Here is a 22408-nt window from a genome sequence, read left to right as displayed (position 1 = left end):
GATGTCTGTCATGCAAATCGCCCAAACCGACGCGCCCATCATCGAGGTCCAGCACCTCTACAAGGACTTCGCCGTCAACTCCAACGCCATCAAGAGCGGCAAGATGCGGGCGCTGTCCGACATCACCTTCAACCTGCACCGGGGCCGCGCCCTGGCAGTGGTGGGGGAATCCGGCTCCGGCAAGAGCACCATCGCCAAGATCATCGCCAAGATGTACAAGCTCTCCAACGGCCGCATCCTCTACCGTGGCCGCGACCTGGAGGAGTTCAACAAGGGCACCGCCCTGCTGGACTATCGCCAGAGCGTGCAGATGGTGTGGCAGGATCCGTTCGGTTCATTGAATCCGACCCACACCATCTACCACCACATCGCCCGCCCCCTGCTGCTGCACAGCAAGGTGAGCGACAAGCGGGATCTGCCCGACATGGTCTATGGCCTCCTTGAAAAGGTGGGGCTGACCCCCGCCAAGGCGACCGCGGCCAAGTACCCGCACCAGCTCTCCGGCGGCCAGCGCCAGCGGGTCAACATCGCCCGCAACCTGGCGGTGGAGGCGGAAGTGGTGCTGGCGGACGAACCCACCTCCATGCTCGACGTCTCCATTCGCATCGGCATCCTCAACCTGATGGAGCAGATGAAGAACGAGCTCGGCGTCTCCATGCTCTACATCACCCACGACATCGCCACCGCCCGCTACGTGGCGGAAGATCTGGCGGTGATGTACGTGGGTCACATGGTGGAGTGGGGAGAGGTGGACGAGATCCTGCACCACCCCCAGCACCCCTACACCCAGTTGCTCATCTCGGCGGTGCCGGATCCCGAGAAGAGCATCCACGCCGAGCTGGAGGGAGGCCGCAAGGGGGAGATCCCGCTCTGGACGCCGGAGTCCCGTGGCTGCCCCTTCGCCGGTCGCTGCCACCAGGCCATGGCGCGCTGCAAGGAGAGCCTGCCGCCGGTGACCCGGCTCGCCGACAACCACTTCGTGCGCTGCTACCTCCACGAACAGGGGTAAGCAGGCCCGCGGCCGGGCGCCGTCGCCCGGCCATGCCTCGCGTCGGGGCCGCAAGGCCCCGCAATGAGCCTCGCCCGCCAGGGGCGAGCCTTCGGAGTAAGACCTTGATGGAACTTTTGATCAACCAGGTGGGTTACGAATGTGACGGGGAGAAGAGTGCCCTGCTGCAGTGCGGCGCCGACCTCGATATCCGCGGCCACGTCAGGCTGCTGCGCCAGCAGGACGACCACCTCCTGCTGGAGACGCCGCTGGTGGCGGCGGGGAGCGTCCCCGGCTGGCAGGGGCGCCACTACTGGCGGGCCGATTTCTCCGCCTTCACCGAGCCCGGCCACTACCGGCTGGAGGCCGTCGTGACCACAGGAGCGCAGGAGCATCTGGTGCGCTCCCCCCCCTTTGCCATCGGCCGGGGGCTGCTGGCGCGCCGCTGCCTCTCCGATGTCATCCACTACTTCAAGGGACAACGCGCCAGCGGCACCTTCGATCGGGCGGACCGCAGGGCACGCCTGTTTGGCACCGATCAGCGCCGGGACGTACATGGCGGCTGGTTCGACGCCAGCGGCGACATGAGCAAGTACCTGAGTCACCTCTCCTACGCCAACTACCTCAATCCCCAGCAGACCCCCATGGTGGTCTGGTCCCTGCTCAAGTGCCGGGAACTCCTGGCGACACGTCACGACATCGACGGGGTGAACCTGTGCAAACGGCTCAATGACGAGGGGTTGCACGGGGCGGATTTTCTCTGCCGGATGCAGGACGAGAGCGGCTTCTTCTACATGACCCTGTTCGACAAGTGGAGCAAGGATCCCGAACAGCGGGAGCTGTGCGCCTATGCGACCCAGCAGGGGATCAAGTCCGCCCGCTGGCAGGCGGGTTTTCGCCAGGGGGGCGGCATGACCATCGCCGCCCTGGCCCGCGCCGCCCGGGAACCGATTGGCGGCGACCTTGACACAAGCCAGTACGCCGACGCGGCCAGACGCGGCTACCTGCACCTGCGCGAGCACAACCTCGCCTACCTGGACGACGGGGTCGAGAACATCATCGACGACTACTGCGCCCTGCTGGCGGCGGTCGAGCTCACCAGAACGCTGGGCGCCGAGTGGCTCGCCGAGGCACGGGATCGGGCCGGCCGGCTGTGCGCCCGCCAGCGCGCCCACCCCGATCTCGGCCACCATTGGGCCGCCAACGACGATGGCTCTCGCCCCTACTACCACGCCGCCGAGGCCGGCCTGCCGGTGCTGGCGCTGCTGGAGTATCTCGCCATCGAGCCGGATCCGGCGCGCCAGTGGGCGGCCCGGACCGTCGCCGAGCAGGCCCTGGCCGCCGAGCTGGCCCTCGTGGCCCGGGCAGGCAATCCCTTCGCTCTCGCCCGCCAGTATGTGAAAGGGGTCGATGAAGCGCCCCGGGTGAGCTTTTTCATGCCCCACCACAACGAATCCGGTTACTGGTGGCAAGGGGAGAACGCCCGGCTGGCATCGCTCGCCACCATGGCGTTTGCTGCCGCACAGCACCTGCCCGGGCAGAGCGCACTGCTGCGCACCTTCGGCCAGCAGCAGCTCGACTGGATCCTGGGGAGAAACCCCTTCAACACCTGCATGCTGGCGGGTCAGGGCATCAACAACCCGGAATACACCGCCGGCTACCCCAATGCGCAGGGGGGGATCTGCAACGGCATCACCGCCGGCTTCGATGACGAAAATGACGTGGCCTTTATTCCAGAGGCGTACAAGGATCGGCTGGATCAGAACTGGCGCTGGGGGGAGCAATGGATCCCGCACGCCGCCTGGTTCGCCCTGGCCATCACCTGGCAGAGCGCACAAGGAGGCCACCATGATTGAGAGCGGTTCACACATCACTCGCACCGGGGAGAGCCCTGGATCCTCCATACCGCCAGCCAGGTTTACCCTGGCCATCACCTGGCAAAGCGCGCAGGGAGGCCCCCATGATTGAGTTCTGGGTCGGGGTGGACGGCGGCGGCACCCACACCCGGGCCCGCATTCGCAACAACGCAGGCAAGCTGCTCGGCGAGGGGCGCGCCGCCGGCTCCAATCTGGAGCTGGGCATCGCCCTCGCCCACGGTCATGTGCTGGCTGCCATCGATCAGGCCCGCATCGAAGCGGGTCTGCCCAGGGAGAGCGAACAGCGGATGGGAGTCGGGCTCGCACTCGCCTCCGCCGAGCTCGCCGACTGCTACCACGCCATGCTGACCATGCCCTTCCCGTTTGCGCGGGTGAAGCTCACCTCCGATGCCTTTGGTGCCTGCCTCGGCGCCTTCGACGGCCAGGAGGGGGCCATCCTGATCGCGGGCACCGGCTCGGCGGGGCTCATCTACCGGGAGGGACGCCTTCGCACCTGCTCGGGTCGCGGATTCCCCGTCTCGGATCTCGGCAGCGGCGCCTGGCTCGGGCTGCGCGCCATCCAGCAGTCCCTGCTCTGCCACGACGGCATCCTGCCCCCCAGCACCCTGGCGGTGCGCCTGATGGATCACTTCAAGCGGGATCAGGCCGAGGTGGTGCGCTGGGCTGCGCGCGCCATCCCGGCCGACTATGGCCGCTTCGCCCCCTGGGTGTTCGATGCCGCGAGCGACGGGGACGATCTCGCCACCGCCCTGCTGGATGAGACCTGTGCCCAGCTCGGCATGCTGCTGGAGGGCATGACCCAGCTCGGGGCAGACCGGATCGCCCTGCTGGGCGGCATCGGCACGCGCCTCGCCCCCCGTCTGGGCCACTTCCATCTGGTCGCCCCCAAGCGCGACGCGCTGGAGGGGGCCATCCTGTTTGCCAGGACGGAGGCGCTGCCATGTCTGCATCCCTGAGCCTTGCCGGGCCGACAACACCTACGGGACAGGCTCCCGTTTCCTTCACCCCATCAGAGGAATTCCCATGTCCGCACCCCTGATCCACACCCGGGTCGATCACCGTGACGGTGACGATGTCTGGTTTCGCTTCACCCTGAGCCAACTGCCAGCAGCCCCCTGGAAACTCCACTTCTGCCTCGCCCGCCAGATCGATCCGCACTCGATCGAAGGGGGCTCCCTGGAGCGCCAGAGCGGCAGTTACAAGGTCATGGTGCCCCATGAGGGGGTGAGCGAGCTGCGCTTCTGCTGTCGCAACACCCCGCTCAAGCATGACTCCGATATGCCCAAGGGTTTCTTCCTGAGCCTGGAGAGCAAGGGACAGCTGCAACCCCTGGTGCTGGAGGGGGAAGACCTTGGCCTGACCAACCCGCCCTCCCCGGGCCCCGACCTGCCACAGGTGGAGGCCGTCAACGGCCTCGTGCCCCAGCCCGCCCACCTGATTTATACAGAAGGCAACTTCCGGCTGGCCGAGCGGGCCCACGTCGACGGCCCCGTTCCCCTCGCCTCCCTGCTCGCCCATTTCAACGAGCTGACAGGCCTGGCCCTGACCCAGGATCACGATGCGGAGATCCACCTCGTCGAGGCGACACTTCCCCCCGAGGGGTATGAGCTCACCATCACCCCTGAGGAGATCGTCATCCGGGCCGCCGGCGAGGCGGGCTGGCGCCACGGGCTGGTGAGCCTGGCCCAGTGGGCGCTGCAACACGGAGAGAGCCTGCCCTGCCTGACGGTGCGGGATGCACCGCGCTTCGGTTTTCGCGGCATCTTCCTCGACTGTGCCCGCCACTTCCACTCCATCGCCACCCTCAAGCGCCTGCTCAAGCAGATGAGCCTCTACAAGTTCAACCGCTTCCACTGGCACCTCACCGATGACGAGGGGTGGCGCCTGGAGATCAAGGCCTTCCCCCAGCTGACCGCCGTGGGAGCCTGGCGCGGCCATGGCCTGGCGGTGGGGCCCCAGCTGAGCGGCGGCCCCGACCCTTATGGCGGTTACTACACCCAGAGCGAGGTGCGCGAGCTGGTCGCCTACGCCGCCGGGCTTGGCATCACCATCATTCCGGAAATAGACATCCCGGGGCACTGTCACGCCGCCATCAAGGCGCTGCCCGAGATGCTGGTGGAAGAGGCAGACCGCTCCCGCTACCTCTCGGTGCAATATTTCGACGACAACGTGCTTAACCCGGCACTGCCCGGCACCTACCGGTTCCTGGACGCCGTGATGGACGAGGTGTGCGATCTCTTCCCCGGGAGTCAGGTTCACATGGGGGGGGACGAAGTGCCCACCGGCGTCTGGACCGACAGTCCCGCCTGCCAGCAGCTGATGGCCGAGCAGGGGTATCAGGATTGCCGCGAGCTGCAGGGGCACCTGCTGCGCCACTGCCAGCACTACCTGGCTGGCAAGGGCAAGCAGATGCTGGGGTGGGAGGAGATACTGCACGGTGACAAGGTGAGCCGGGAGGCCACCGTCTTCGCCTGGACCAGCTTCCAGGCCGGCCTGGATGCCGCCGCATCCGGTTACCCCGTGGTGATGGCGCCTGCCCAGCACCTCTATCTGGATCTCGCCTGGAGTCAGGACATCCACGAGCCGGGACTCTACTGGGCGGGTACCCTCAACCTGGCGCAGGTGCATGCATGCGATCCTGCCCCGGCCGATTTCCATGCCAACGATAACATCCTGGGGGTGCTGAGCCCCTTGTGGTCGGAACTGATCACCTCTCGCGATCGTCTCGACTACATGTTGTTCCCGCGCATGCTGGCCACGGCAGAGGTGGCCTGGAGCACTCCCGCCCGCAAGGTGTGGGAGCACTTCGTCGCCCGTCTGCCCGGCCAGCTGCACATCCTCGACCAGTTGCAAGTGCGTTACCGGGTGCCACAGAGGTAGTGTTATCTTTTTCTTTTCGGCGACCTTTTGGTCGCCGTTTTTTTACCCATCAACAACAAAAACCCAACCTAGCCCCTACTTTTCATCTGCCTTTGTTGGCAAAATAAGGCCCCCGATGAAACCAGACAGGGGCTGCACCTCCCTGCGGTTCCGCCACAATAACAATCAGCAAACAGATCGGAGCTTACCCTTATGGCCCGCAAACACGCCCAGATCGTGGACAGTGAAGTGGAATTTCCCGCCGACGTGCAACTCGTTTCCACCACGGATCTGCGCGGCGTCATTACCTACGCCAACCCCGCCTTCTGCCGCATCGCCGGTTACCAGGTCGATGAACTGGTCGGCCACAACCACAACCTGGTTCGCCACCCCGACATGCCCAAGGCCGCCTTCGCCGACCTCTGGGATCGCCTCAAGGAGGGCAACCCCTGGCGGGGAGTGGTGAAAAACCGCTGCAAGGATGGCCGCTATTACTGGGTCGACGCCTACGTCACCCCCATCTACGAGCACGGCAAGATAAGCGGCTACCAGTCGGTGCGCTGCAAGCCCGACCCCCAGCTCAAGCAGGCTGCCGCCCAGGCCTATCGGGCCCTGCTTTCGGCCGAGCAAAAGGGCACCCCGGCCCGCCCCTCGCTGCGCCGTTTCAGGCCGCTGGTGCTCGGCCTGCCGCTGCTGGCGCTGCTGGTCTGGGCCGCCCTCACCCAGGGCCCCCTCACCGCGCTGCTGATGCTGCTCCCCCCCCTCGCCATTGCGGGCGCCTACTGGCGCGAGCTCATCGCCTTGCCCCGCTATCTCAGGCAGCTCGGTCAGCAATATGACAGCCTGACCCGGCTGGTCTATTCGGGGGATGCCCCGGGTGCCATCGCCGATTTTCACCTGAAGATGCTGCAGGCCCGGATCCGCACCGTGCTGGGGCGGGTCGACGATGCCACTCATCCGCTTCAGGCCCTGGCAACCGATCTGCAGGACTCCTCACACCGCGCCTTCCTCGACATCAACGAGCAGGATGCCCAGACCCAGCAGATGGCGGCCGCCATGACCCAGATGGCCAGCACCGCCCACGAAATCGCCCGCAACATCCAGGACACCAACGGCCAGGTGACCGAGGCGCGCAGCAGTTGCCAGAGCACGGTGGAACAGCTGGACCAGACCCAGCAGCAGATGACCAGGCTGGCCAGCCAGGCGGAGCAGGCCTTCCACTCCGCGGTGGAGCTCGCCAGCGAGTCGGAGCGCATTGGCAGCGTGATGGGTGAAATCCAGGGCATCGCCGAGCAGACCAACCTGCTGGCCCTCAACGCCGCCATCGAGGCCGCCCGTGCCGGCGAGCAAGGGCGCGGCTTTGCGGTGGTGGCGGACGAGGTGCGCACCCTGTCGACCCGTACCCACAAGGCGACCGAGCAGATCCAGGGCAGCATCAGCCAGATCCAGCACACCCTGGAACGCTGGCAGGGCATGATGCAGGACAACCTGGCCCAGACACGGGAATGTGTCGAGATGACCCGCCAGGGATCAGGTAACCTGCACCTGGTGCTGGGGGAAATCGATCAGGTGACCGAATTCTCCACCCAGATCGCCGCCGCCGCGGAGCAGCAGCAGGTGGTGGTGGAGGAGATCAGCCGCAACATCCACCAGATCTCCGAATACTCCCGCGCCAACAGCCAGAAGATCCAGGCGGTGGACGACTCCAGCCAGGAGCTGCTCAGGCGGGCCCGCGAGCTCAGGGGACTGAGCCAGACCTTCGGCTGACAGATTGCAAGCCCCATGACAGAAGCGCCACAATGGCGCTTCTGCTGTTTTTGACGAGCCATCATCATGAGAACGAACGCGCCCCCTCTGGACAAGACGGCCCGCATCGAGGCGATCCTCGCCCTGATCCCCCCCGGCCGCGTGGTGAGCTACGGCCAGGTGGCGGATCTCGCGGGCCTGCCCGGACGAGCACGACTGGTGGGCAAGGTGTTGCGGGAAACCGACAAGGTGCTGCCCTGGCACCGGGTGCTGGGGGCGGCAGGCACCATTTCGCTGCCAAAAGGATCCGCAGGCTTTGACAGGCAAGCGGGGCTGCTGCAGGTGGAGGGGGTGCCCGTGATTGGCGGGCGGGTCAGGATGCGGGAGTGGCAGTGGCAGCCCGACCTGGCCGAGCTGCTCTTTCTGGTTCCCTTCTGACGAGGCTGGCACGTCCCGAAGGGATGGGGGCTCTTGCAACAAAGGGAGGGCCTCTGTGATCGCCCTCCGTCACGTTCTCTTCCCTAGTCGCTGGCAATGGGCCCCAGAATGTCATCGCTGCGTACCTGTACCGGGATGGTCTCATCCTCCCGTTGCAAAAGCACCAGCAGACTCTGTCTGTCCACCTCCAGCACATAGGCTGTCCCTTCACGGGTCAGGCAGGTCATGCCCGGCCGTATTTCATGTATCTCCATGACAACTCCCTGTCTTGCGCTGCCATCCATGCAGCCATTCCAGTATATCGCCATCCACCAACAAAGAGGCCCCTCGCAAGGGGCCTCTTTCATCATGCTGTGAGCGGCGTCGCCATCAGGCTTTCTTCGCCTTGGGCAGGCTCTCCTGCCATTTTCCGTTGTCGTAATGGGCTGTCCAGCCGGTCGCCTTGCCGTTGACCTCGGTCATCACGTACTGCTCCTTGGTCTTGCGGCTGAAGCGCACCACGGAGGCGTTTCCGTCAGGATCTGACGCCGGGGCGTCCGCCAGGTACTGGTGCTTGGGAGAGAGGCGATCGCGGAAGCGCTTGAGCTCCTCCACCAGGGGCGCACGGGTCTCGCGGGATTTGGGGAAGTTGCTGGCGGCCAGGAAGAGACCTGCAGCGCCGTCCCGCAGCACGAAGTGGGCGTCGGACTGGGTGCATTTCAGCTCGGGCAGGGGTACCGGATCCTCTTTCGGCGGCGCAATGTCGCCATTTTTCAGGATCTTGCGGGTGTTCTTGCAGCTCTCGTTGGTGCAACCCATGTATTTACCGAAACGGCCGTTCTTGAGCTGCATCTCGGAGCCGCAGCGATCGCACTCGATGCTCGGCCCTTCGTAGCCCTTGAGCTTGAACTGCCCCTGCTCCACCTCGTAGCCATCGCAATCCGGGTTGCGACCGCAGACGTGCAGCTTGCGGCTGTCGTCGATGATGTAGGCGTCCATGGCGGTGCCGCAGATCCCGCAGCGATGCTTGGCACGCAGAGCATCGGTTTCCGCCTCGTCCCCGTCAGTGGCGGAGACGAACTCGTCCGCACTGACCAGGTTGATGGTCTTCTTGCAGCGCTCCTTGGGCGGCAGGGCATAGCCGGAGCAGCCGAGGAAGACGCCGGTGGTGGCGGTACGGATACCCATCTTGCGGCCACAATCCGGGCAGTCGATGTCGGTCAGCACCATCTGGTTGGCACGCATGCCTCCCTCTTCATGGGGCTTGTCGGCCTGCTCCAGCTCCTGGGTGAACTCGGCGTAGAAGGCGTCGAGCACCTTCTTCCACTCCAGGCTCCCCTCGGCGATGCCGTCGAGCTTGTCTTCCATCTTGGCGGTGAACTCGTAGTTCATCAGCTCGACGAAGTTCTCCACCAGGCGGTCGGTGACGATTTCCCCCATCTTCTCGGCGAAGAAGCGGCGGCTCTCGACCCGCACATACCCACGGTCGACGATAGTGGAGATGATGGAAGCGTAGGTTGACGGACGGCCGATGCCGCGTTTTTCCAGCTCGCGCACCAGGGCCGCTTCGGTGAAGCGGGCGGGCGGCTTGGTGAAGTGCTGGCGCGGATCCAGCTTGACCAGTTTCAGCACCTCACCCACGGTCACCGCCGGCAGCTGGCTGTCTTCGCCCTTGCGGCCCATGGGCGGCAGGGCCTTGGTCCAGCCGGCGAAGCGCAGGGTGCGGCCACGGGCCTTGAGCTCAAACTCCCCAGCCTTGACGGTCAGGGTGGAGGAGTCGTACTGGGCCGGGGTCATCTGGCAGGCGACAAATTGGCGCCAGATGAGGTCATAGAGCCGCATGGCATCGGGCTCCATCCCTTCCAGCATCTCGGCAGTCACCTGGACGCTGGAGGGGCGGATCGCCTCGTGGGCCTCCTGGGCATTGGCCTTGGCGCCGTAGAGGTTCGGATCGCTCGGCAGGTAGGCGGCACCATACTGCTCGCCGATGTATTCCCGCACCGCGTCCACCGCCTCTTTGCTGAGGTTGGTGGAGTCGGTACGCATATAGGTGATGTAACCCGCTTCATAGAGACGCTGGGCCATCATCATGGTCTTCTTGACCCCGAAGCTCAGACGGGTAGAAGCGGCCTGCTGCAGGGTGGACGTGATGAAGGGAGCGGACGGCTTGGAGCCGGTCGGCTTGTCTTCCCGGTTGACCACCTTGTAGTCGACCCCTTCCAGGGCCGCTACGGCGGCGAAGGTCTCGGCCTGGGTCACCGGCTTGAAGTCGGCACCATTGCGGCTGACCACCTCCATGCGCAGCTCACTCTTCTCGGCGGTGAGCAGGTCGGCGTTGAGATCCCAGAACTCCACCGGCACGAACGCCTTGATCTCGCGCTCCTTGTCGACGATGAGGCGCACCGCGACGGATTGCACCCGACCGGCGGAGAGGCCGCGGGCCAGCTTCTTCCACAAGAGCGGGGAGACCATGTAGCCCACCACCCGGTCGAGGAAACGACGGGCCTGCTGGGCGTTGACGCGATGAATGTTCAGCTCGGACGGCTGGGCGAACGCCTCCTGGATGGCGCTCTTGGTGATCTCGTTGAACACCACGCGCTTGTAGCGGCTGTCGTCGCCACCGATGATCTCGCGCAGGTGCCAGGCGATCGCTTCCCCCTCTCTATCCAAGTCGGTTGCGAGATAGATGGTGTCGGCCTTGGCGGCCAGACTTTGCAACTCGCTGACCACTTTTTCCTTGCCGGGCAAAATCTGGTAGTTGGCCTGCCAGCCTGCGGTCGGGTTGATGCCCATCCTTGAGAACAGGGCGTTGCGATCCTTGGCCGCCTTCTCGGATTCGCTGAGCTTGATGCCGCGAATGACAGGTTTTTTGGGCTCGGTGCTGGCGCTGCCGCTGGTCGGCAGATCGCGCACGTGGCCTACGCTGGATTTCACCACGTAGTCCTTGCCCAAATATTTGTTGATGGTCTTGGCCTTGGCCGGAGACTCCACGATGACCAGTGATTTGCCCATGCTGTAACTATTATCCTCATTGCACCCGACGGGGTTGGCGTGCGGTTTTGTGGGGCTGTATAAGAGATTTGACGGGAAAAAGCAATCTTGCGGGTCAATTTGCCCGACAGCCCGAACCGCCCTGCTTCTTTATTTATTAATGCGAAGCCGGGGCGCGGGAAGCAACCGCTTTTTTGTTTTTATGCTATATCCCCCCCTTTTTTAGATTGGAAATGACATATCCAGCCACCCTTGTGACATAAAAACCCATTCTGGTTATCAGCTTGTTACAAAGGATGAAATCTCTTTATAATGGCCGTACACCGCAGCTTTGTGCGCGGAAGGAACCGCTCCCCATATAAAAATCGAAAGGATGTGATCATGAAGCACTTCGAGGTCAACTTCGACGGCCTGGTCGGCCCCACCCACAACTATGCCGGCCTCTCCTATGGCAACGTCGCCTCCCAGAGCAACGCCAAAGAGGCCTCCAACCCCAAGGAAGCGGCCAAGCAGGGGCTGCGCAAGATGAAGGCGCTGACCGACCTCGGCATGGTGCAGGGCGTGCTGGCGCCACAGGAGAGGCCGGATCTCGCGACCCTGCGCCGCCTGGGCTTCACCGGCAATGATGCCAGCGTCCTGGCCCAGGCCGCCAGACAGGCCCCCGCCGTGCTGGCCGCCTGCTATTCGGCCTCCAGCATGTGGACCGCCAACGCCGCCACCGTCTCCCCGAGCGCCGACACCCAGGATGGCCGCATCCACTTCACCCCCGCCAACCTGACCAACAAGTTCCACCGCTCCCTGGAGCCCGAGGTGACCGGGCGCATCCTGCGGGCCGTGTTCAACAACGATCGCCACTTCTATCACCACCAGCATCTGCCGGAGAACGACCACTTCGGTGACGAAGGCGCCGCCAACCACACCCGGCTGTGCCGCGCCTATGGCGAAGCGGGGGTCGAGCTGTTCGTCTATGGCCGCAGCGCCTTCGACGTCTCCCAGCCCGCCCCCAAACGCTATCCGGCCCGCCAGACCCTGGAAGCGAGCCAGGCCATCGCCCGCCTGCATGGCCTGGGGGATGAGAGTGCGGTCTTCATTCAGCAGAACCCGGACGTGATCGATCAGGGGGTGTTCCACAACGATGTCATCGCGGTGGGCAACCAGAACGTGCTCTTCTTCCACCAGCAGGCGTTCCTCCATACCGAGGCTGCGCTGGCCGAGGTGCGTACCAAGTTCGGCGACGGGGAACTGCACTTCATCGAAGTGCCGACCAGCGAAGTGTCGGTGCAGGATGCAGTGAAATCCTACCTGTTCAACACCCAGATCCTCACCCTGCCATCCGGCGAGATGGCGATCATCGCCCCCACCGAATGCCGCGACAACCCGGCGGTGTCCGCCTATCTGGCCAGGCTGGTGACCCAGGGCACCCCCATCAAGGACGTCCACTACATGGACGTGAAGCAGAGCATGAGAAACGGCGGCGGCCCCGCCTGTCTGCGCCTGCGGGTCGCCATGAACGACACCGAGCTCGCCGCGGTCAACCCGGCCTGCCTCATCACCGACAGCCAGTTTGCCCGCCTGGATCAGTGGGTCGAGAAGCACTATCGCGACAGCCTGGCGCTGGACGATCTGCGCGACCCCTCCCTGGTGCTGGAGACCCGCACCGCCCTGGACGAGCTGACCCAGATCCTGAAACTGGGTTCCGTCTACCCCTTCCAACGCTGAGGTGCGCCATCGGCCTGCAGAGCCGACGCAATAAAAAAAGAGAGCCGGGCAATGCCCGGCTCTCTTTTTAGTCCTTTGCACTGAGCTATAAAACCTGTTCACGAGCTGTAGCGAGAGATCGTCAGCAAGGTGAAGAGCAGCGCAGGAACCGGAGTGTGTAGATACACATGAGGATTCCGAGCAGCACATGAGCCTTGATCACGACCTCGCAGTAAGCTCGAAACAGGTTCTCAGCGCCAGGTGCTCTGCTGCCACAGGCGGCCGAGGGCCCCCTCCAGCCCCAGTGCCGCCTGCTTGCCAAGCTTCTGGGTCAGGCTCCTTGGTTTGCTGTAGCGGATGCCGACCACCTTGTGATGGCTGGCCTGGGCCAGCAGGTAGTCATCGCTGGTGCAAAGCGCATCCACCAGTCCGAGCTGCTTGGCCTGGCTCGCCAGCCAATGCTCACCGGTGGTCACCTTGTCGATGTCGAGACCGGGTCTGTGCTCGGCCACGAAGGCCTTGAACTGTTCGTGGATGGCCCCCAGCTCCTCGCGAAACTTCTCCCGCCCCAGATCGTCGTTCTCGCCGAACATGGTGATGGTGCGCTTGTACTGGCCTGCGGTGTGCATCTCGAATTCGATGTCGTGCTTCTTGAGCAGCTTGTTGAAGTTCGGCATCTGGGCAATCACCCCGATGGAGCCGACGATGGCGAACGGCGCCGCCAGGATCTTGTCCGCGACGCAGGCCATCATGTAGCCACCGCTCGCCGCCACCTTGTCGATGGCCACGGTCAGCGTGATGTCCTTGTCCCGCAGCCGCTGCAACTGGGAGGCGGCCAGGCCGTAGCCATGCACCACACCGCCGCCGGATTCGAGGCGCAGCAGCACCTCGTCCCCGGGCCGGGCCACGCCTATCACGGCACCCACCTCTTCCCGCAGGGAGGCCACTTCCTTGGCATCCATGCTGCCGTTGAAGTCGATGACGAACAGCCGGCTGCGCTCATCCTCTCTCTTGGCTTTGGCCTTGTGCTCGGCCTTGCGGGTCTTCTCCATCTGCTTGCGCTCGGCCTTGCCCGCCAGGGCTGCCTGCAGTTGATGGCGCCCCTGCTCCAGCTCGCCGGAGAGATCGGTCACCACCAGCTCCCCCTTGCGGGATTTGGGCTGGCGGCTGCTCGCCACCATCAGGATGACGGCGCCGATGGCCAGCAGGAAGGTGAGGGTCTTGGCCAGAAACAGGCCGTATTCGGTCAAAAATGCCACTTGATGCTCCGCGCTATGTTCGGTTTTTTCACATAGTAAGGAGTTTGCCCCCCTCGCGCAAAAACTCTGCCATCTCCCGTGCCAAGGACGGAGGGATCGACGCTATCGCCCTGTTTTATTCACATTTTTGCCGTCTCATACTGGTCAACTGCCGGGCCGGGTCAGTACACTTGCCCACTCGATTCGTTGCGCCAAGCCGCCAGGCATTGTTAACAGGAGTCCACATGCTCGACTATCAGGCCCCCCGTGATCTGCTCAAGGACAAGGTCATTCTGGTGACGGGTGCCGGTGACGGCATCGGCCGCGAAGCGGCCCTCACCTATGCGGCCCACGGCGCCACCGTGATCCTGCTCGGGCGTACCAGTGCCAAGCTGGAGACGGTCTACGACCAGATTGAAGCGGCCGGTCACCCCCTGCCCGCCATCGTGCCGGTGGACTTGAAAGGGGCTACTGCCGCCCACTACCGCGGCATGGCGGAGACCTTCGCCCAGCAGTTCGGCCGCCTCGACGGCGTGCTGTTCAACGCCGGGCTGCTCGGCACCCTGTCGCCGTTCGAACACATTCAGGAGCAGGAGTGGGACGAGGTGATGCAGGTCAACGTCAAATCCGAATTCCTGCTGACCCAGGCGCTGCTGCCCCTTATTCGCCAGACCGCCAAGGAGCACGGCGAGGCGTCCATCGTCTACACCTCCTCCAGCGTGGGCCGCAAGGGGCGCGCCTACTGGGGCACTTATGCCATTTCCAAGTTCGCCGTCGAAGGCATGATGGAGGTGCTGGCGGACGAGCTGGAGAACACCAGGGTGCGGGTCAACACCCTCAACCCGGGCGGCACCCGCACCAGGATGCGGGCCAGCGCCTTCCCGGCGGAAGATCCGCAAACCCTCAAGACCCCGGCCGATCTGATGCCCCTCTATCTCTACCTGATGGGGCGTGACAGTCAGGGCCAGAGCGGCAAGACCTTCGTGGCCCAGCCCAAATAAATCAACAAATCAACCGGATGGGATTACAGTGAAGAGGGGGTGCCAAGGCGCGCCCTGTTGAATCCCATCGGCCCCAGACAGGTTGCACTATGTTTCGTCCCAAGAGCACGTTTGAGCAATGGCGGATCTTTCAGGCGGTGGTGGACTGCGGCGGTTATGCCCAGGCTGCCGAGGCGCTGAACAAGAGCCAATCCTCCCTCAATCATGCGGTTGCCAAGCTGCAACAGAGTCTGGGGGTGGCCCTGCTGGAGGTGCGGGGGCGCAAGGCGGTGCTGACGCCGGCGGGGGAGATCTTCCTCAAGCGGGCGCGCCAGCTCAGCCAGCAGGTGGAAGAGCTGGAGAACCTGGCCAACAACCTGGAGCGGCAGTGGGAGCCGCAGATCAACCTCTATGTGTCCGTGGTGCAGCCGCGGGAGCGCCTCTACCGGGCGCTGGCCCACTTCTATCCCCGCAGCCGCGGTTGCCGCATCAACCTGCATGAGCGGATCCACTGCCACTTCAATGCGCTGCAGGCAGGAGATCTGATGCTCTCCGAGCACCTGCCCCAGGATCGCACCGGCCTGCCGCTGGACGAAGTCTGTCTGCTTCCTCTGTGCGCAGCGGGCCACCCCCTTGCGGAGCAGGGAGAGCCCATCACTGCCGAGGTGCTGGCCAGCCACAACCAGATAAGCCTGCATCCCCCCATCCACCGCTCGGTGGACTGGAACGATGCGGACGACACCGGCTGGAAGGCGACCCACTATCATGAGGTGCTCAACATGGTGCGCCTTGGCATGGGTTACGCCTGGGTGCCCCGCCATCTGGTGCAGGAGGAGCTCACCGAAGGCTCGCTGGTGCAGCTCGATCTCACCGGCGGCAACGAGCGCTATCTCTACACCTACCTGCTCACCCCCTCGGTGGAGGCGCTGGGGCCGGCGGCCGAGCTGCTGCTGCGCTGCCTGCGCATCGAATACCAGGGAGAGAACCCCAGGTAAGGCCGCTTCTTCCCCGCACGACCGGGGCACTGGTGCCCGCTCATCCGGGCATCGGCTCCCTTTTGCATCCCCTATACGTTGGGGACCCGCCAGCAGGCGGCCAGCGCCATCAGCGCCAGGGCCGCCGCCACCATGAAGACCCCGTGGAAGCTCCAGAGCTCCGCCACCGTCCCCGCGATGGCCCCCGCCATGATGGAGCCGGTGCGGATGCTGTTGGAAAAGAGCGTGGTCGCCACTCCGGCGCGCCCCGGCATCAAGTCCTGGAAATAGGACATGCCGATGCCGGCCACGATGCCGATGAAGATGGCATTGAGCAGTTGCAGCGCAATGAGGGCATGCTGGCTCGACAGGGTCACGAGACCGCCATAGAAACCGACCCCGGCCAGCACCGCCAGCAGCATCATGGGCCGCTTGCCGAAGCGCCGGGTGTAGTAGCCCGCCAGCAGCATGAAGGGGATCTCCAGGGCCGCCGCCGTGCCCATCAGCAAACCGGCCAGCTTCTCCTCCAGCCCCAGCTCGCGGGTGATGTAGAGGGGCATGTTGATGAGGTACATGCTGTTGCAGGTCCACATCAGGGTGGAGGCGATGAAGAGCGCCCGCACCGACGGATCCCGCCAGCTGCTCACCCGCTCCACCTCGCTGTCCATCACCGGCAGCGGCAGGGAGGGAAGCCAGCGCCACACCACGAAGGCGCAGATGACATAGGCCAGCGCCGAGGCCAGATACATCACCTTGAAGCCGTAGCCGATGGCGAGCGCGAAGGCGATGGGCGGCCCAATCACCCAGGCCAGGGAGAACTGGGCCCGCAGCACCGAGCTGAACATGTCGGCCTGTTTGTTGCGGCTGTCGGCGTATTCCCGCGCCAGGGCGAACAGCTGCGGGCTGGCGGTGGCGGTCAGGCTCGCCAGCAGCACCCCCAGGCTCACCAGCAACCAGTACTGCCGGTTCCAGGCAAACAGCAGGGAGAGCACTATACCGGCGAAGCAGCAGCGCAGGATCAGCTGCTTGCGATCCCCCTTGTTGTCGGAGCGGTGGCCGAGCCACTGGCTGATGAGGATGCCGATCACCGCGTTCACCGTGTAGAAGAGCCCCACCAGGAAGGGGCGCACCTGCACCTCCTCGGCCAGAAACAGGCTCAAGGTCGGCACCTGCAGCGCCACCGCCACCCCGGTCATGAAGGTCACGGCGAGAAACGAGAGAGAGACGGGATCCGGCCTCTTGCGGGCAACAGACAGCAAACTCATAGAGATACCATTGATATGGAAGAAAAAAAGGAGCCAGATGCGGGCGGGCTTGGCGTATGGCGGCGGCTATTTTATGTCATTATCAACAGCCACCTCAAGGGTTGCGGGGGGGCGTCCAAGTCCGTACATTGGAAGCCCATCCAGCGCCAGTACAAGGATTTAACATGTTTGATTTTGACCGGGAAATAGATCGCAGCGGTACCATGAGCCTGAAATGGGACAAATACAAGGGTCAGGATGTCCTGCCCATGTGGGTCGCAGACACCGACTTCGTCTCTCCCCCCGCCGTACTGGAGGCCCTTACCAAACGGGTCGCCCACGGCATCTTCGGCTATTCGCGCCCCTCTCCCCGGCTGATCGAACTCATCAAGACCCGCATGCAGCAGCGCTATGGCTGGACCATCCAGACCGAGTGGCTCGTCTTCCTGCCCGGGGTGGTGCCGGGCCTCAATCTCGCCTGCAAGGCCTGGAGCCAGCACGGGCGCGGCATCATCACCCCCAAGCCGGTCTACTACCCCTTCCTGCAGGCACCGGGCTTCAATGACCGCCCCCTGCTCACCGTCCCCGTGGTGGAGGAAGAAGGCCGCTGGGTGCTGGATCTCGAAGAGCTTGAGCGTCAGGCCCCCTCGGCGGATCTGCTGCTGCTGTGCAACCCCCACAACCCGGGTGGCACCGTCTTCACCCGGGAAGAGCTGCTGGCCATCGACGCCATCGCCGAGCGCCACAACCTGGTGATCTGCTCCGACGAAATCCACTGCGACCTGCTGCTGGACAAGGACGCCCGCCACATCCCCTATGGTGCCCTGAGCCCGGAGGCGGCCGAGCGCTCCGCGGTGATGATGGCGCCGAGCAAGACCTTCAACATCGCGGGGCTGTGCTGCTCCTTCGCCGTGATCCCCAATGCCCGCCTGCGGCTCAAGCTGCAACAGGCAATGCGCGGCATCAGCGCCGACGTCAATCTGCTGGGGTTCGTGGCGGCCGAGGCGGCCTATGAGGGGGGCGAGCAGTGGCTGAATGAACAGCTCGACTACCTGACCGGCAACCTGGCCCTGATCGAGCAGGCCGTGGTCCGCTGGCCCGGCGTCAAGCTGGCCCGCAACCAGGCCACCTACCTCGCCTGGATCGACATGAGCGCCCTGGGCCTGGACGATCCCGTCGCCTTCTTCGAACAGGCGGGCGTGGGTCTCTCCCCCGGAGCCCAGTTCGGCAACGGCCAGTTCGTGCGACTCAACTTTGGTTGCACCCGGGCCCGTCTCACCGAGGCCCTGGCCCGGATGGAGAAAGCCATTCTCCAGACCCGCTAGCGAACCGTCCCGGGCGGCGGCCCCAGGCCGCCCGGTGCGCGCAAAAGCGGTAAAATCCGTTCAGCTTCCCGTCTGATACGGATAAGATGAGGCTCATCACCGGATGAGCCCGCCTCCTCCTCATGTTCAGCCACGGTTTCGGTCCACTATGCGCCCATTCGCCTTCTCTGCCCTGTTGCGTCTGTCACGTACCGCCCTGCCCTGGCTCGCGGCCATGCTGGCGCCCTCCCTCTTCGCCTCCCCCGCCTATGTCACCATCGGCACGGGAGCCCTCAACGGTGTCTACTACCCGACAGGGGGGGCCATCTGCCGCCTGCTCAACGAGGAGAGTGCCCGCCACGGCCTGCACTGCACGGTGCAGAGTACCTCGGGCTCCATCGCCAATCTGGCGGCCCTCGCCAAGGGGGAGGTACAGCTCGCCCTGATGCAGTCGGATGTGCTCTACCATGCGGTGCACGGCACCGGCCCCTTCGCGGGCCAGGCCCCGGACGATCAGCTGCGCAGCCTGTTGCGGCTCCACAAGGAGTCCCTGACCCTGATTGCCAGCGCCACCAGCAACATCACCACCCTGGCCGACATCAAGGGCAAGCGGGTCGATGTCGGCGCCCCCAACTCCGGGGACAGGGTCACCAGCCGGGCCCTGCTCGATGCCATGGGGTGGCGGATCGCCGACTTCAGCCGCCCGCCCGTGATCTCCCCGGGCAACCGGCTGGAGGGGCTCTGTGACGGCACCCTGGATGCCGCCTTCGTGGTCGCCGGTCACCCCAATCAGGCCATCGGCGATCTCACCGGCCGCTGTCAGGCCCGCCTCATTCCCATCGAGGGGGAACAGGTGGACAAGCTGCTCAAGCAGCACCCCTACTATGATCGCAGCCGCATCGGCGCCAACCTCTATCCGGGGCAGACAAGCGGCGTCAATACCTTCGCCGTCACCGCCGAACTGGTGGCGCTGGCCAGTCTGCCCGAGAGCGAGGTGCGCACCCTGCGGGACGTGCTGAACGAGCGGCTCAAGCAGTTCACCCGGCTGCATCCGGCACTGACCACCCTCACCTGGGAAGGCATGCAGGCGGGTAGCATCGCCCTGCTCCATCCCGGCATGCTGGATGCCGTGCCCACCCTCCCGGCGGACACCCTCACGGCATCCGGTGCCGGGGCGACATCGGGTGCCTTGCCGACCTTGTCCCCGGCGAGCAGCGCGGCCACACCGACCGATGGGACAGGCCCCCTGGAAGGCACCGCGCCACTGGAGGGGTCCGACACCTTGCCGGAGCAGCCGGCCGCCGCGACCCTCTCAACCAGTTCGGGGGCGGCCTCCACCAACCAGGCCCCGGCACTGACCGAGCCGCCCACACCGGGCAGCGCAACCCTGGCACCAGGCCATCCCCTGACACCGCCTGAGGCGCCCGCCTCGTCGGCAACGCCGCTGGAGGCGCCATCACCGGAGGCCATGCCGGCCAGCCCGCCCAGCCACGCGGTGGAGACCACAGCCCCCGCCGGGCAATGAACACCAACCAAGAGGCCACCCCGGGGGTGGCCTCTTGGTTATCGGGAACGGGCGCCTGGCCTGTCACGGCGCCAGCAGCAGCGCCGGATTCTGGATCTCCTCCTCCACCCAGTGCAGCAGCTGCTTGATGGCCCGCGACAGCACCTGGTTCTGGCGCACCACGTACCCCAGGCTGGTACCGGGAAAATCGGTGAGCCGGGTCACCGGGGCGGTCAGCTTGAGCCTGGGGTGAAGGGAGAAATCCGGCACGATGGCGACGCCAAAGCCCGCCTCGGCCCAGTCGAGCTGGGCATCCACGCTCCCCACTTCCATGATGCGGCAGCTCGGCAGACCGAGCAGGGGCAGGGAGGGGTCGATCAATGCCCGGGTCCGGGTGTCGTGCCCCAGCAGGATCAGGGTCGGCTCGTCCAGAGGATCGCTCTCCCCCGAGTTGGCCCGCGCCTGCCAGCGGGCCAGGCCGTGCCCCAGGGCACACCAGGTCACCTGCTGCAACTCGGTGTAGAAGAGCGGCTCGCTGCGCTTTTGTGCCATCACGAAGCCCAGATCCGCCTTGCCCGCCCGCACCAGATCCGCCGCCTGATCCGAGGTGGTGTTGAACAGGGTGAGGTCGATGCCGGGGAAGGCCTGCTTGAAGCGCTGGAACGGCTGGATGAGCAGCAGGCGCGAGATGATGTCGCTGGCGGCGATGGCGAGCGTCCCCTGGCTCAACTGGCTCAGGGCATTGAGATCGGACTGGCAGAGCTGCAACTCGTTGATGGCGCGCTCGGCGCTTTGCAGCAGCCGCTCCCCCGCCTGGGTCAGGCGAAACGGGCTGCGCTCCACCAGCTTGACCCGGGTCGCCTGCTCCAGGTTCTTGAGGTGCAGGCTCACATTGGGTTGCGTCATGTGCAGTTCGGTGGCCGTCTGGCCGAAGTGCTGCAACCGGGCCAGGGTGACGAAGGTGTGCAGCCAGTGAATGTCCAGCATGGGGTTCCTCTTCTCCCGGGTCGGTGGCAGGGCCAGCGCCGCCAGGGCACGGGCACCACGCAAGGGAGCGCGGTGTCGATAATGGCACCGGAATTATATGGCTTTCTTATCGGAATTATAAAGATAATTAATTTTTCTAATCCTCACGGGGCTCCTAGGATGGACGCCTAACGTCTTAGGAGAAAGAGTCATGTCGTCTATCGTAGTCGTAGGTGCTAACTGGGGTGATGAAGGCAAAGGCCGCATCGTCGATTATCTGGCAGGCCAGGCTGGCGCCAGTATTCGTTTCCAGGGCGGCAACAACGCCGGCCACACCGTGGTCAACGATCTGGGCACCTTCAAGCTGCACCAGGTGCCGAGCGGCGTCTTCAACCCGGATTGCCTGGTCGTGCTGGGCCCCGGCATGGTGATCAGCCCCGAGAAGCTCACCGTCGAGCTGGAAGAGGTCAAGGCCTCCGGCGTCATGCCCAAGCTCGCCATCTCTGACCGTGCCACCCTCTGCCTGCCGCTGCACGCGCTGGAAGACACCCTGGAAGAGCAACGCCTGGGTGACGGCGCCTACGGCTCCACCCGTCAGGGCATCGCCCCGGCTTACGGTGATCGGGTCATGAAAAAGGCGATCCTGGTGGGCTGGCTGAAACAGCCGGACGTGCTGGTCGAGCGCATCCAGTTCATGCTGGACTGGAAACTGCCGCAAATGAAGGCTCTCTATCCGGACTTCGAATTCACCCAGACCGCCCAGGAGATGGCCGACTGGCTGCTGGAAGTGTCCGCTCCCTGGCTGGACGCCGTCTGCAACGTCAGCATGCCCCTCAAGGCACTGCAAGCCGAAGGCAAGACCCTGCTGTTCGAAGCCCAGCTGGGTGCCGGCCGTGATCTCATCTACGGCGAATACCCCTGGGTCACCTCCTCCCACGTTTCCGGCGCCTACGCCGGCATCGGTGGCGGTCTGCCGGGCCTGCGCCCGGAGCGCGTCATCGCCGTGGCCAAGGCCTTCAGCTCCTCCGTCGGTACCGGCACCCTGCTGACCGCCATGGAGAACCAGGACGAGTTCCGCAAGATCACCAACGAGTTCGGCGCCACCACTGGCCGTCCTCGTGACGTAGGTTACTTCGATGCCGTTGCCACCAAGAACGGCGTCGAGCTGCAGGCTGCTACCGAAGTGGCCCTGACCAAGCTGGACTGCCTGACCGGTCTGCCGGATCTGAAGATCTGCGTGGCCTACGAAGGTGCCCACACCGAGAACCCGATCTGGCCGCAGACCGCCGCCCTCACCCCCGTCTACGAGAAGATGGAGAGCTGGAGCGAAGACATCAGCGCCTGCCGCACCTTCGCCGAGCTGCCCAAGGCTGCCCAGAACTATGTGCTGCGCATCGAAGCCCTGCTGGGCGTGCCGGTGCCCATGGTCTCCGTCGGCCCGGGCCGTGACGAGATGATCCTGCGCTAAGGCCCCTCGCCTCTCCCAAAAACCGGCATCCCAGGATGCCGGTTTTTTTATGCCCCTCAAAAGCCCCGAACAGCTCACAAAAGCCGCCTCCATGGCATAATTTGAGCCATACGGGCACTCTGTTTTGAGCCAGCCCCCTTAGAGTGAATGCCAT

17 protein-coding genes are annotated in these 22408 nt (G+C 64.8%); 12 read left to right on the top strand and 5 right to left on the bottom strand.

The window, feature by feature from the left end; genetic code table 11:
• Positions 1 to 10: 10 nt before the first annotated feature.
• The 6 genes from AB5Y59_RS06285 to AB5Y59_RS06260 all read left to right on the top strand — a co-directional run bounded on the left by AB5Y59_RS06285 (position 11) and on the right by AB5Y59_RS06260 (position 7908).
• Positions 11 to 1009 carry an ABC transporter ATP-binding protein gene (locus tag AB5Y59_RS06285; protein ID WP_180911478.1) on the top strand — a complete coding sequence of 333 codons (999 nt, stop codon included), beginning with the start codon at positions 11 to 13 and terminating at the stop codon, positions 1007 to 1009.
• A 107-nt stretch (positions 1010 to 1116) separates the two neighbouring features.
• Complete coding sequence (locus AB5Y59_RS06280) at positions 1117 to 2844, top strand: glycoside hydrolase family 9 protein (RefSeq protein ID WP_368211671.1); 1728 nt, start codon at positions 1117 to 1119, stop codon at positions 2842 to 2844.
• 104 nt (positions 2845 to 2948) lie between these two features.
• Entirely contained in the window at positions 2949 to 3821 is an 873-nt protein-coding gene (locus tag AB5Y59_RS06275; RefSeq protein WP_368211669.1) for a BadF/BadG/BcrA/BcrD ATPase family protein, read from the top strand.
• Between the two features lie 67 nt (positions 3822 to 3888).
• The gene (locus AB5Y59_RS06270) at positions 3889 to 5745 is read left to right on the top strand and encodes a beta-N-acetylhexosaminidase (RefSeq protein ID WP_201968696.1); all 1857 of its coding nucleotides are present in this window, start codon (positions 3889 to 3891) and stop codon (positions 5743 to 5745) included.
• 192 nt (positions 5746 to 5937) lie between these two features.
• Positions 5938 to 7491 carry a methyl-accepting chemotaxis protein gene (locus tag AB5Y59_RS06265; RefSeq protein ID WP_368211668.1) on the top strand — a complete coding sequence of 518 codons (1554 nt, stop codon included), beginning with the start codon at positions 5938 to 5940 and terminating at the stop codon, positions 7489 to 7491.
• Between the two features lie 66 nt (positions 7492 to 7557).
• Complete coding sequence (locus AB5Y59_RS06260; RefSeq protein WP_368211667.1) at positions 7558 to 7908, top strand: MGMT family protein; 351 nt, start codon at positions 7558 to 7560, stop codon at positions 7906 to 7908.
• Between the two features lie 83 nt (positions 7909 to 7991).
• Here AB5Y59_RS06260 and AB5Y59_RS06255 read toward each other — a convergent pair whose 3' ends face one another.
• Together AB5Y59_RS06255 and topA are read right to left on the bottom strand one after the other, a co-directional pair.
• Positions 7992 to 8162 carry a hypothetical protein gene (locus AB5Y59_RS06255; RefSeq protein WP_164882089.1) on the bottom strand — a complete coding sequence of 57 codons (171 nt, stop codon included), beginning with the start codon at positions 8160 to 8162 and terminating at the stop codon, positions 7992 to 7994.
• A 115-nt stretch (positions 8163 to 8277) separates the two neighbouring features.
• Positions 8278 to 10899 (bottom strand): type I DNA topoisomerase, encoded by a 2622-nt coding sequence (gene topA / locus AB5Y59_RS06250; protein ID WP_039040523.1) that lies wholly within the window; start codon positions 10897 to 10899, stop codon positions 8278 to 8280.
• Positions 10900 to 11259: 360 nt separating this feature from the next.
• On the opposite strand from topA, the gene astB reads away from it, so the two are divergent.
• Complete coding sequence (gene astB, locus AB5Y59_RS06245; RefSeq protein WP_041212608.1) at positions 11260 to 12597, top strand: N-succinylarginine dihydrolase; 1338 nt, start codon at positions 11260 to 11262, stop codon at positions 12595 to 12597.
• 230 nt (positions 12598 to 12827) lie between these two features.
• Here astB and sohB read toward each other — a convergent pair whose 3' ends face one another.
• Positions 12828 to 13835 carry a protease SohB gene (gene sohB / locus AB5Y59_RS06240; RefSeq protein ID WP_323919117.1) on the bottom strand — a complete coding sequence of 336 codons (1008 nt, stop codon included), beginning with the start codon at positions 13833 to 13835 and terminating at the stop codon, positions 12828 to 12830.
• Between the two features lie 224 nt (positions 13836 to 14059).
• On the opposite strand from sohB, the gene AB5Y59_RS06235 reads away from it, so the two are divergent.
• Both AB5Y59_RS06235 and AB5Y59_RS06230 read left to right on the top strand, forming a co-directional pair.
• A complete protein-coding gene (locus AB5Y59_RS06235; RefSeq protein WP_323919116.1) occupies positions 14060 to 14815 on the top strand; it encodes a YciK family oxidoreductase in 756 nt (251 codons plus the stop codon).
• A gap of 89 nt (positions 14816 to 14904) precedes the next feature.
• Positions 14905 to 15789, top strand: a complete 885-nt coding sequence (locus tag AB5Y59_RS06230) for a LysR family transcriptional regulator (protein ID WP_010673891.1) — start codon at positions 14905 to 14907, stop codon at positions 15787 to 15789.
• 71 nt (positions 15790 to 15860) lie between these two features.
• Here AB5Y59_RS06230 and AB5Y59_RS06225 read toward each other — a convergent pair whose 3' ends face one another.
• Positions 15861 to 17033, bottom strand: coding sequence for an MFS transporter (locus AB5Y59_RS06225; protein WP_069652864.1), 1173 nt, complete (start codon positions 17031 to 17033; stop codon positions 15861 to 15863).
• 164 nt (positions 17034 to 17197) lie between these two features.
• On the opposite strand from AB5Y59_RS06225, the gene AB5Y59_RS06220 reads away from it, so the two are divergent.
• Positions 17198 to 18337 carry a MalY/PatB family protein gene (locus AB5Y59_RS06220; RefSeq protein WP_368211666.1) on the top strand — a complete coding sequence of 380 codons (1140 nt, stop codon included), beginning with the start codon at positions 17198 to 17200 and terminating at the stop codon, positions 18335 to 18337.
• 148 nt (positions 18338 to 18485) lie between these two features.
• Positions 18486 to 19841 carry a TAXI family TRAP transporter solute-binding subunit gene (locus tag AB5Y59_RS06215; RefSeq protein ID WP_368211664.1) on the top strand — a complete coding sequence of 452 codons (1356 nt, stop codon included), beginning with the start codon at positions 18486 to 18488 and terminating at the stop codon, positions 19839 to 19841.
• A gap of 63 nt (positions 19842 to 19904) precedes the next feature.
• On the opposite strand, the gene AB5Y59_RS06210 is transcribed toward AB5Y59_RS06215, so the two are convergent.
• Positions 19905 to 20807: a LysR family transcriptional regulator gene (locus AB5Y59_RS06210; protein ID WP_202042988.1), complete on the bottom strand. Its 903-nt coding sequence runs from the start codon at positions 20805 to 20807 to the stop codon at positions 19905 to 19907.
• Between the two features lie 190 nt (positions 20808 to 20997).
• On the opposite strand from AB5Y59_RS06210, the gene AB5Y59_RS06205 reads away from it, so the two are divergent.
• A complete protein-coding gene (locus AB5Y59_RS06205; RefSeq protein WP_368211663.1) occupies positions 20998 to 22254 on the top strand; it encodes an adenylosuccinate synthetase in 1257 nt (418 codons plus the stop codon).
• Positions 22255 to 22408 lie beyond the last annotated feature (154 nt).

The organism is Aeromonas sp. s10 (genome assembly GCF_040907975.1).
In the GTDB taxonomy this organism is placed as follows: Bacteria; Pseudomonadota; Gammaproteobacteria; order Enterobacterales; family Aeromonadaceae; genus Aeromonas; species Aeromonas caviae.
This window is presented reverse-complemented; position numbering and strand designations above follow the sequence as displayed.

Excerpts from the sequence above, each read along its gene's own strand:
- AB5Y59_RS06215 (WP_368211664.1), top strand. The coding sequence starts at position 18,486 with ATGCGCCCATTCGCCTTCTCTGCCCTGTTGCGTCTGTCACGTACCGCC.
- AB5Y59_RS06275 (WP_368211669.1), top strand. The coding sequence starts at position 2,949 with ATGATTGAGTTCTGGGTCGGGGTGGACGGCGGCGGCACCCACACCCGG.
- AB5Y59_RS06230 (WP_010673891.1), top strand. The coding sequence starts at position 14,905 with ATGTTTCGTCCCAAGAGCACGTTTGAGCAATGGCGGATCTTTCAGGCG.
- AB5Y59_RS06225 (WP_069652864.1), bottom strand. The coding sequence starts at position 17,033 with ATGAGTTTGCTGTCTGTTGCCCGCAAGAGGCCGGATCCCGTCTCTCTC.
- AB5Y59_RS06260 (WP_368211667.1), top strand. The coding sequence starts at position 7,558 with ATGAGAACGAACGCGCCCCCTCTGGACAAGACGGCCCGCATCGAGGCG.
- AB5Y59_RS06265 (WP_368211668.1), top strand. The coding sequence starts at position 5,938 with ATGGCCCGCAAACACGCCCAGATCGTGGACAGTGAAGTGGAATTTCCC.
- AB5Y59_RS06255 (WP_164882089.1), bottom strand. The coding sequence starts at position 8,162 with ATGGAGATACATGAAATACGGCCGGGCATGACCTGCCTGACCCGTGAA.
- AB5Y59_RS06280 (WP_368211671.1), top strand. The coding sequence starts at position 1,117 with ATGGAACTTTTGATCAACCAGGTGGGTTACGAATGTGACGGGGAGAAG.
- AB5Y59_RS06285 (WP_180911478.1), top strand. The coding sequence starts at position 11 with ATGCAAATCGCCCAAACCGACGCGCCCATCATCGAGGTCCAGCACCTC.
- topA (WP_039040523.1), bottom strand. The coding sequence starts at position 10,899 with ATGGGCAAATCACTGGTCATCGTGGAGTCTCCGGCCAAGGCCAAGACC.
- AB5Y59_RS06270 (WP_201968696.1), top strand. The coding sequence starts at position 3,889 with ATGTCCGCACCCCTGATCCACACCCGGGTCGATCACCGTGACGGTGAC.
- AB5Y59_RS06205 (WP_368211663.1), top strand. The coding sequence starts at position 20,998 with ATGTCGTCTATCGTAGTCGTAGGTGCTAACTGGGGTGATGAAGGCAAA.
- AB5Y59_RS06220 (WP_368211666.1), top strand. The coding sequence starts at position 17,198 with ATGTTTGATTTTGACCGGGAAATAGATCGCAGCGGTACCATGAGCCTG.
- AB5Y59_RS06235 (WP_323919116.1), top strand. The coding sequence starts at position 14,060 with ATGCTCGACTATCAGGCCCCCCGTGATCTGCTCAAGGACAAGGTCATT.
- AB5Y59_RS06210 (WP_202042988.1), bottom strand. The coding sequence starts at position 20,807 with ATGCTGGACATTCACTGGCTGCACACCTTCGTCACCCTGGCCCGGTTG.
- astB (WP_041212608.1), top strand. The coding sequence starts at position 11,260 with ATGAAGCACTTCGAGGTCAACTTCGACGGCCTGGTCGGCCCCACCCAC.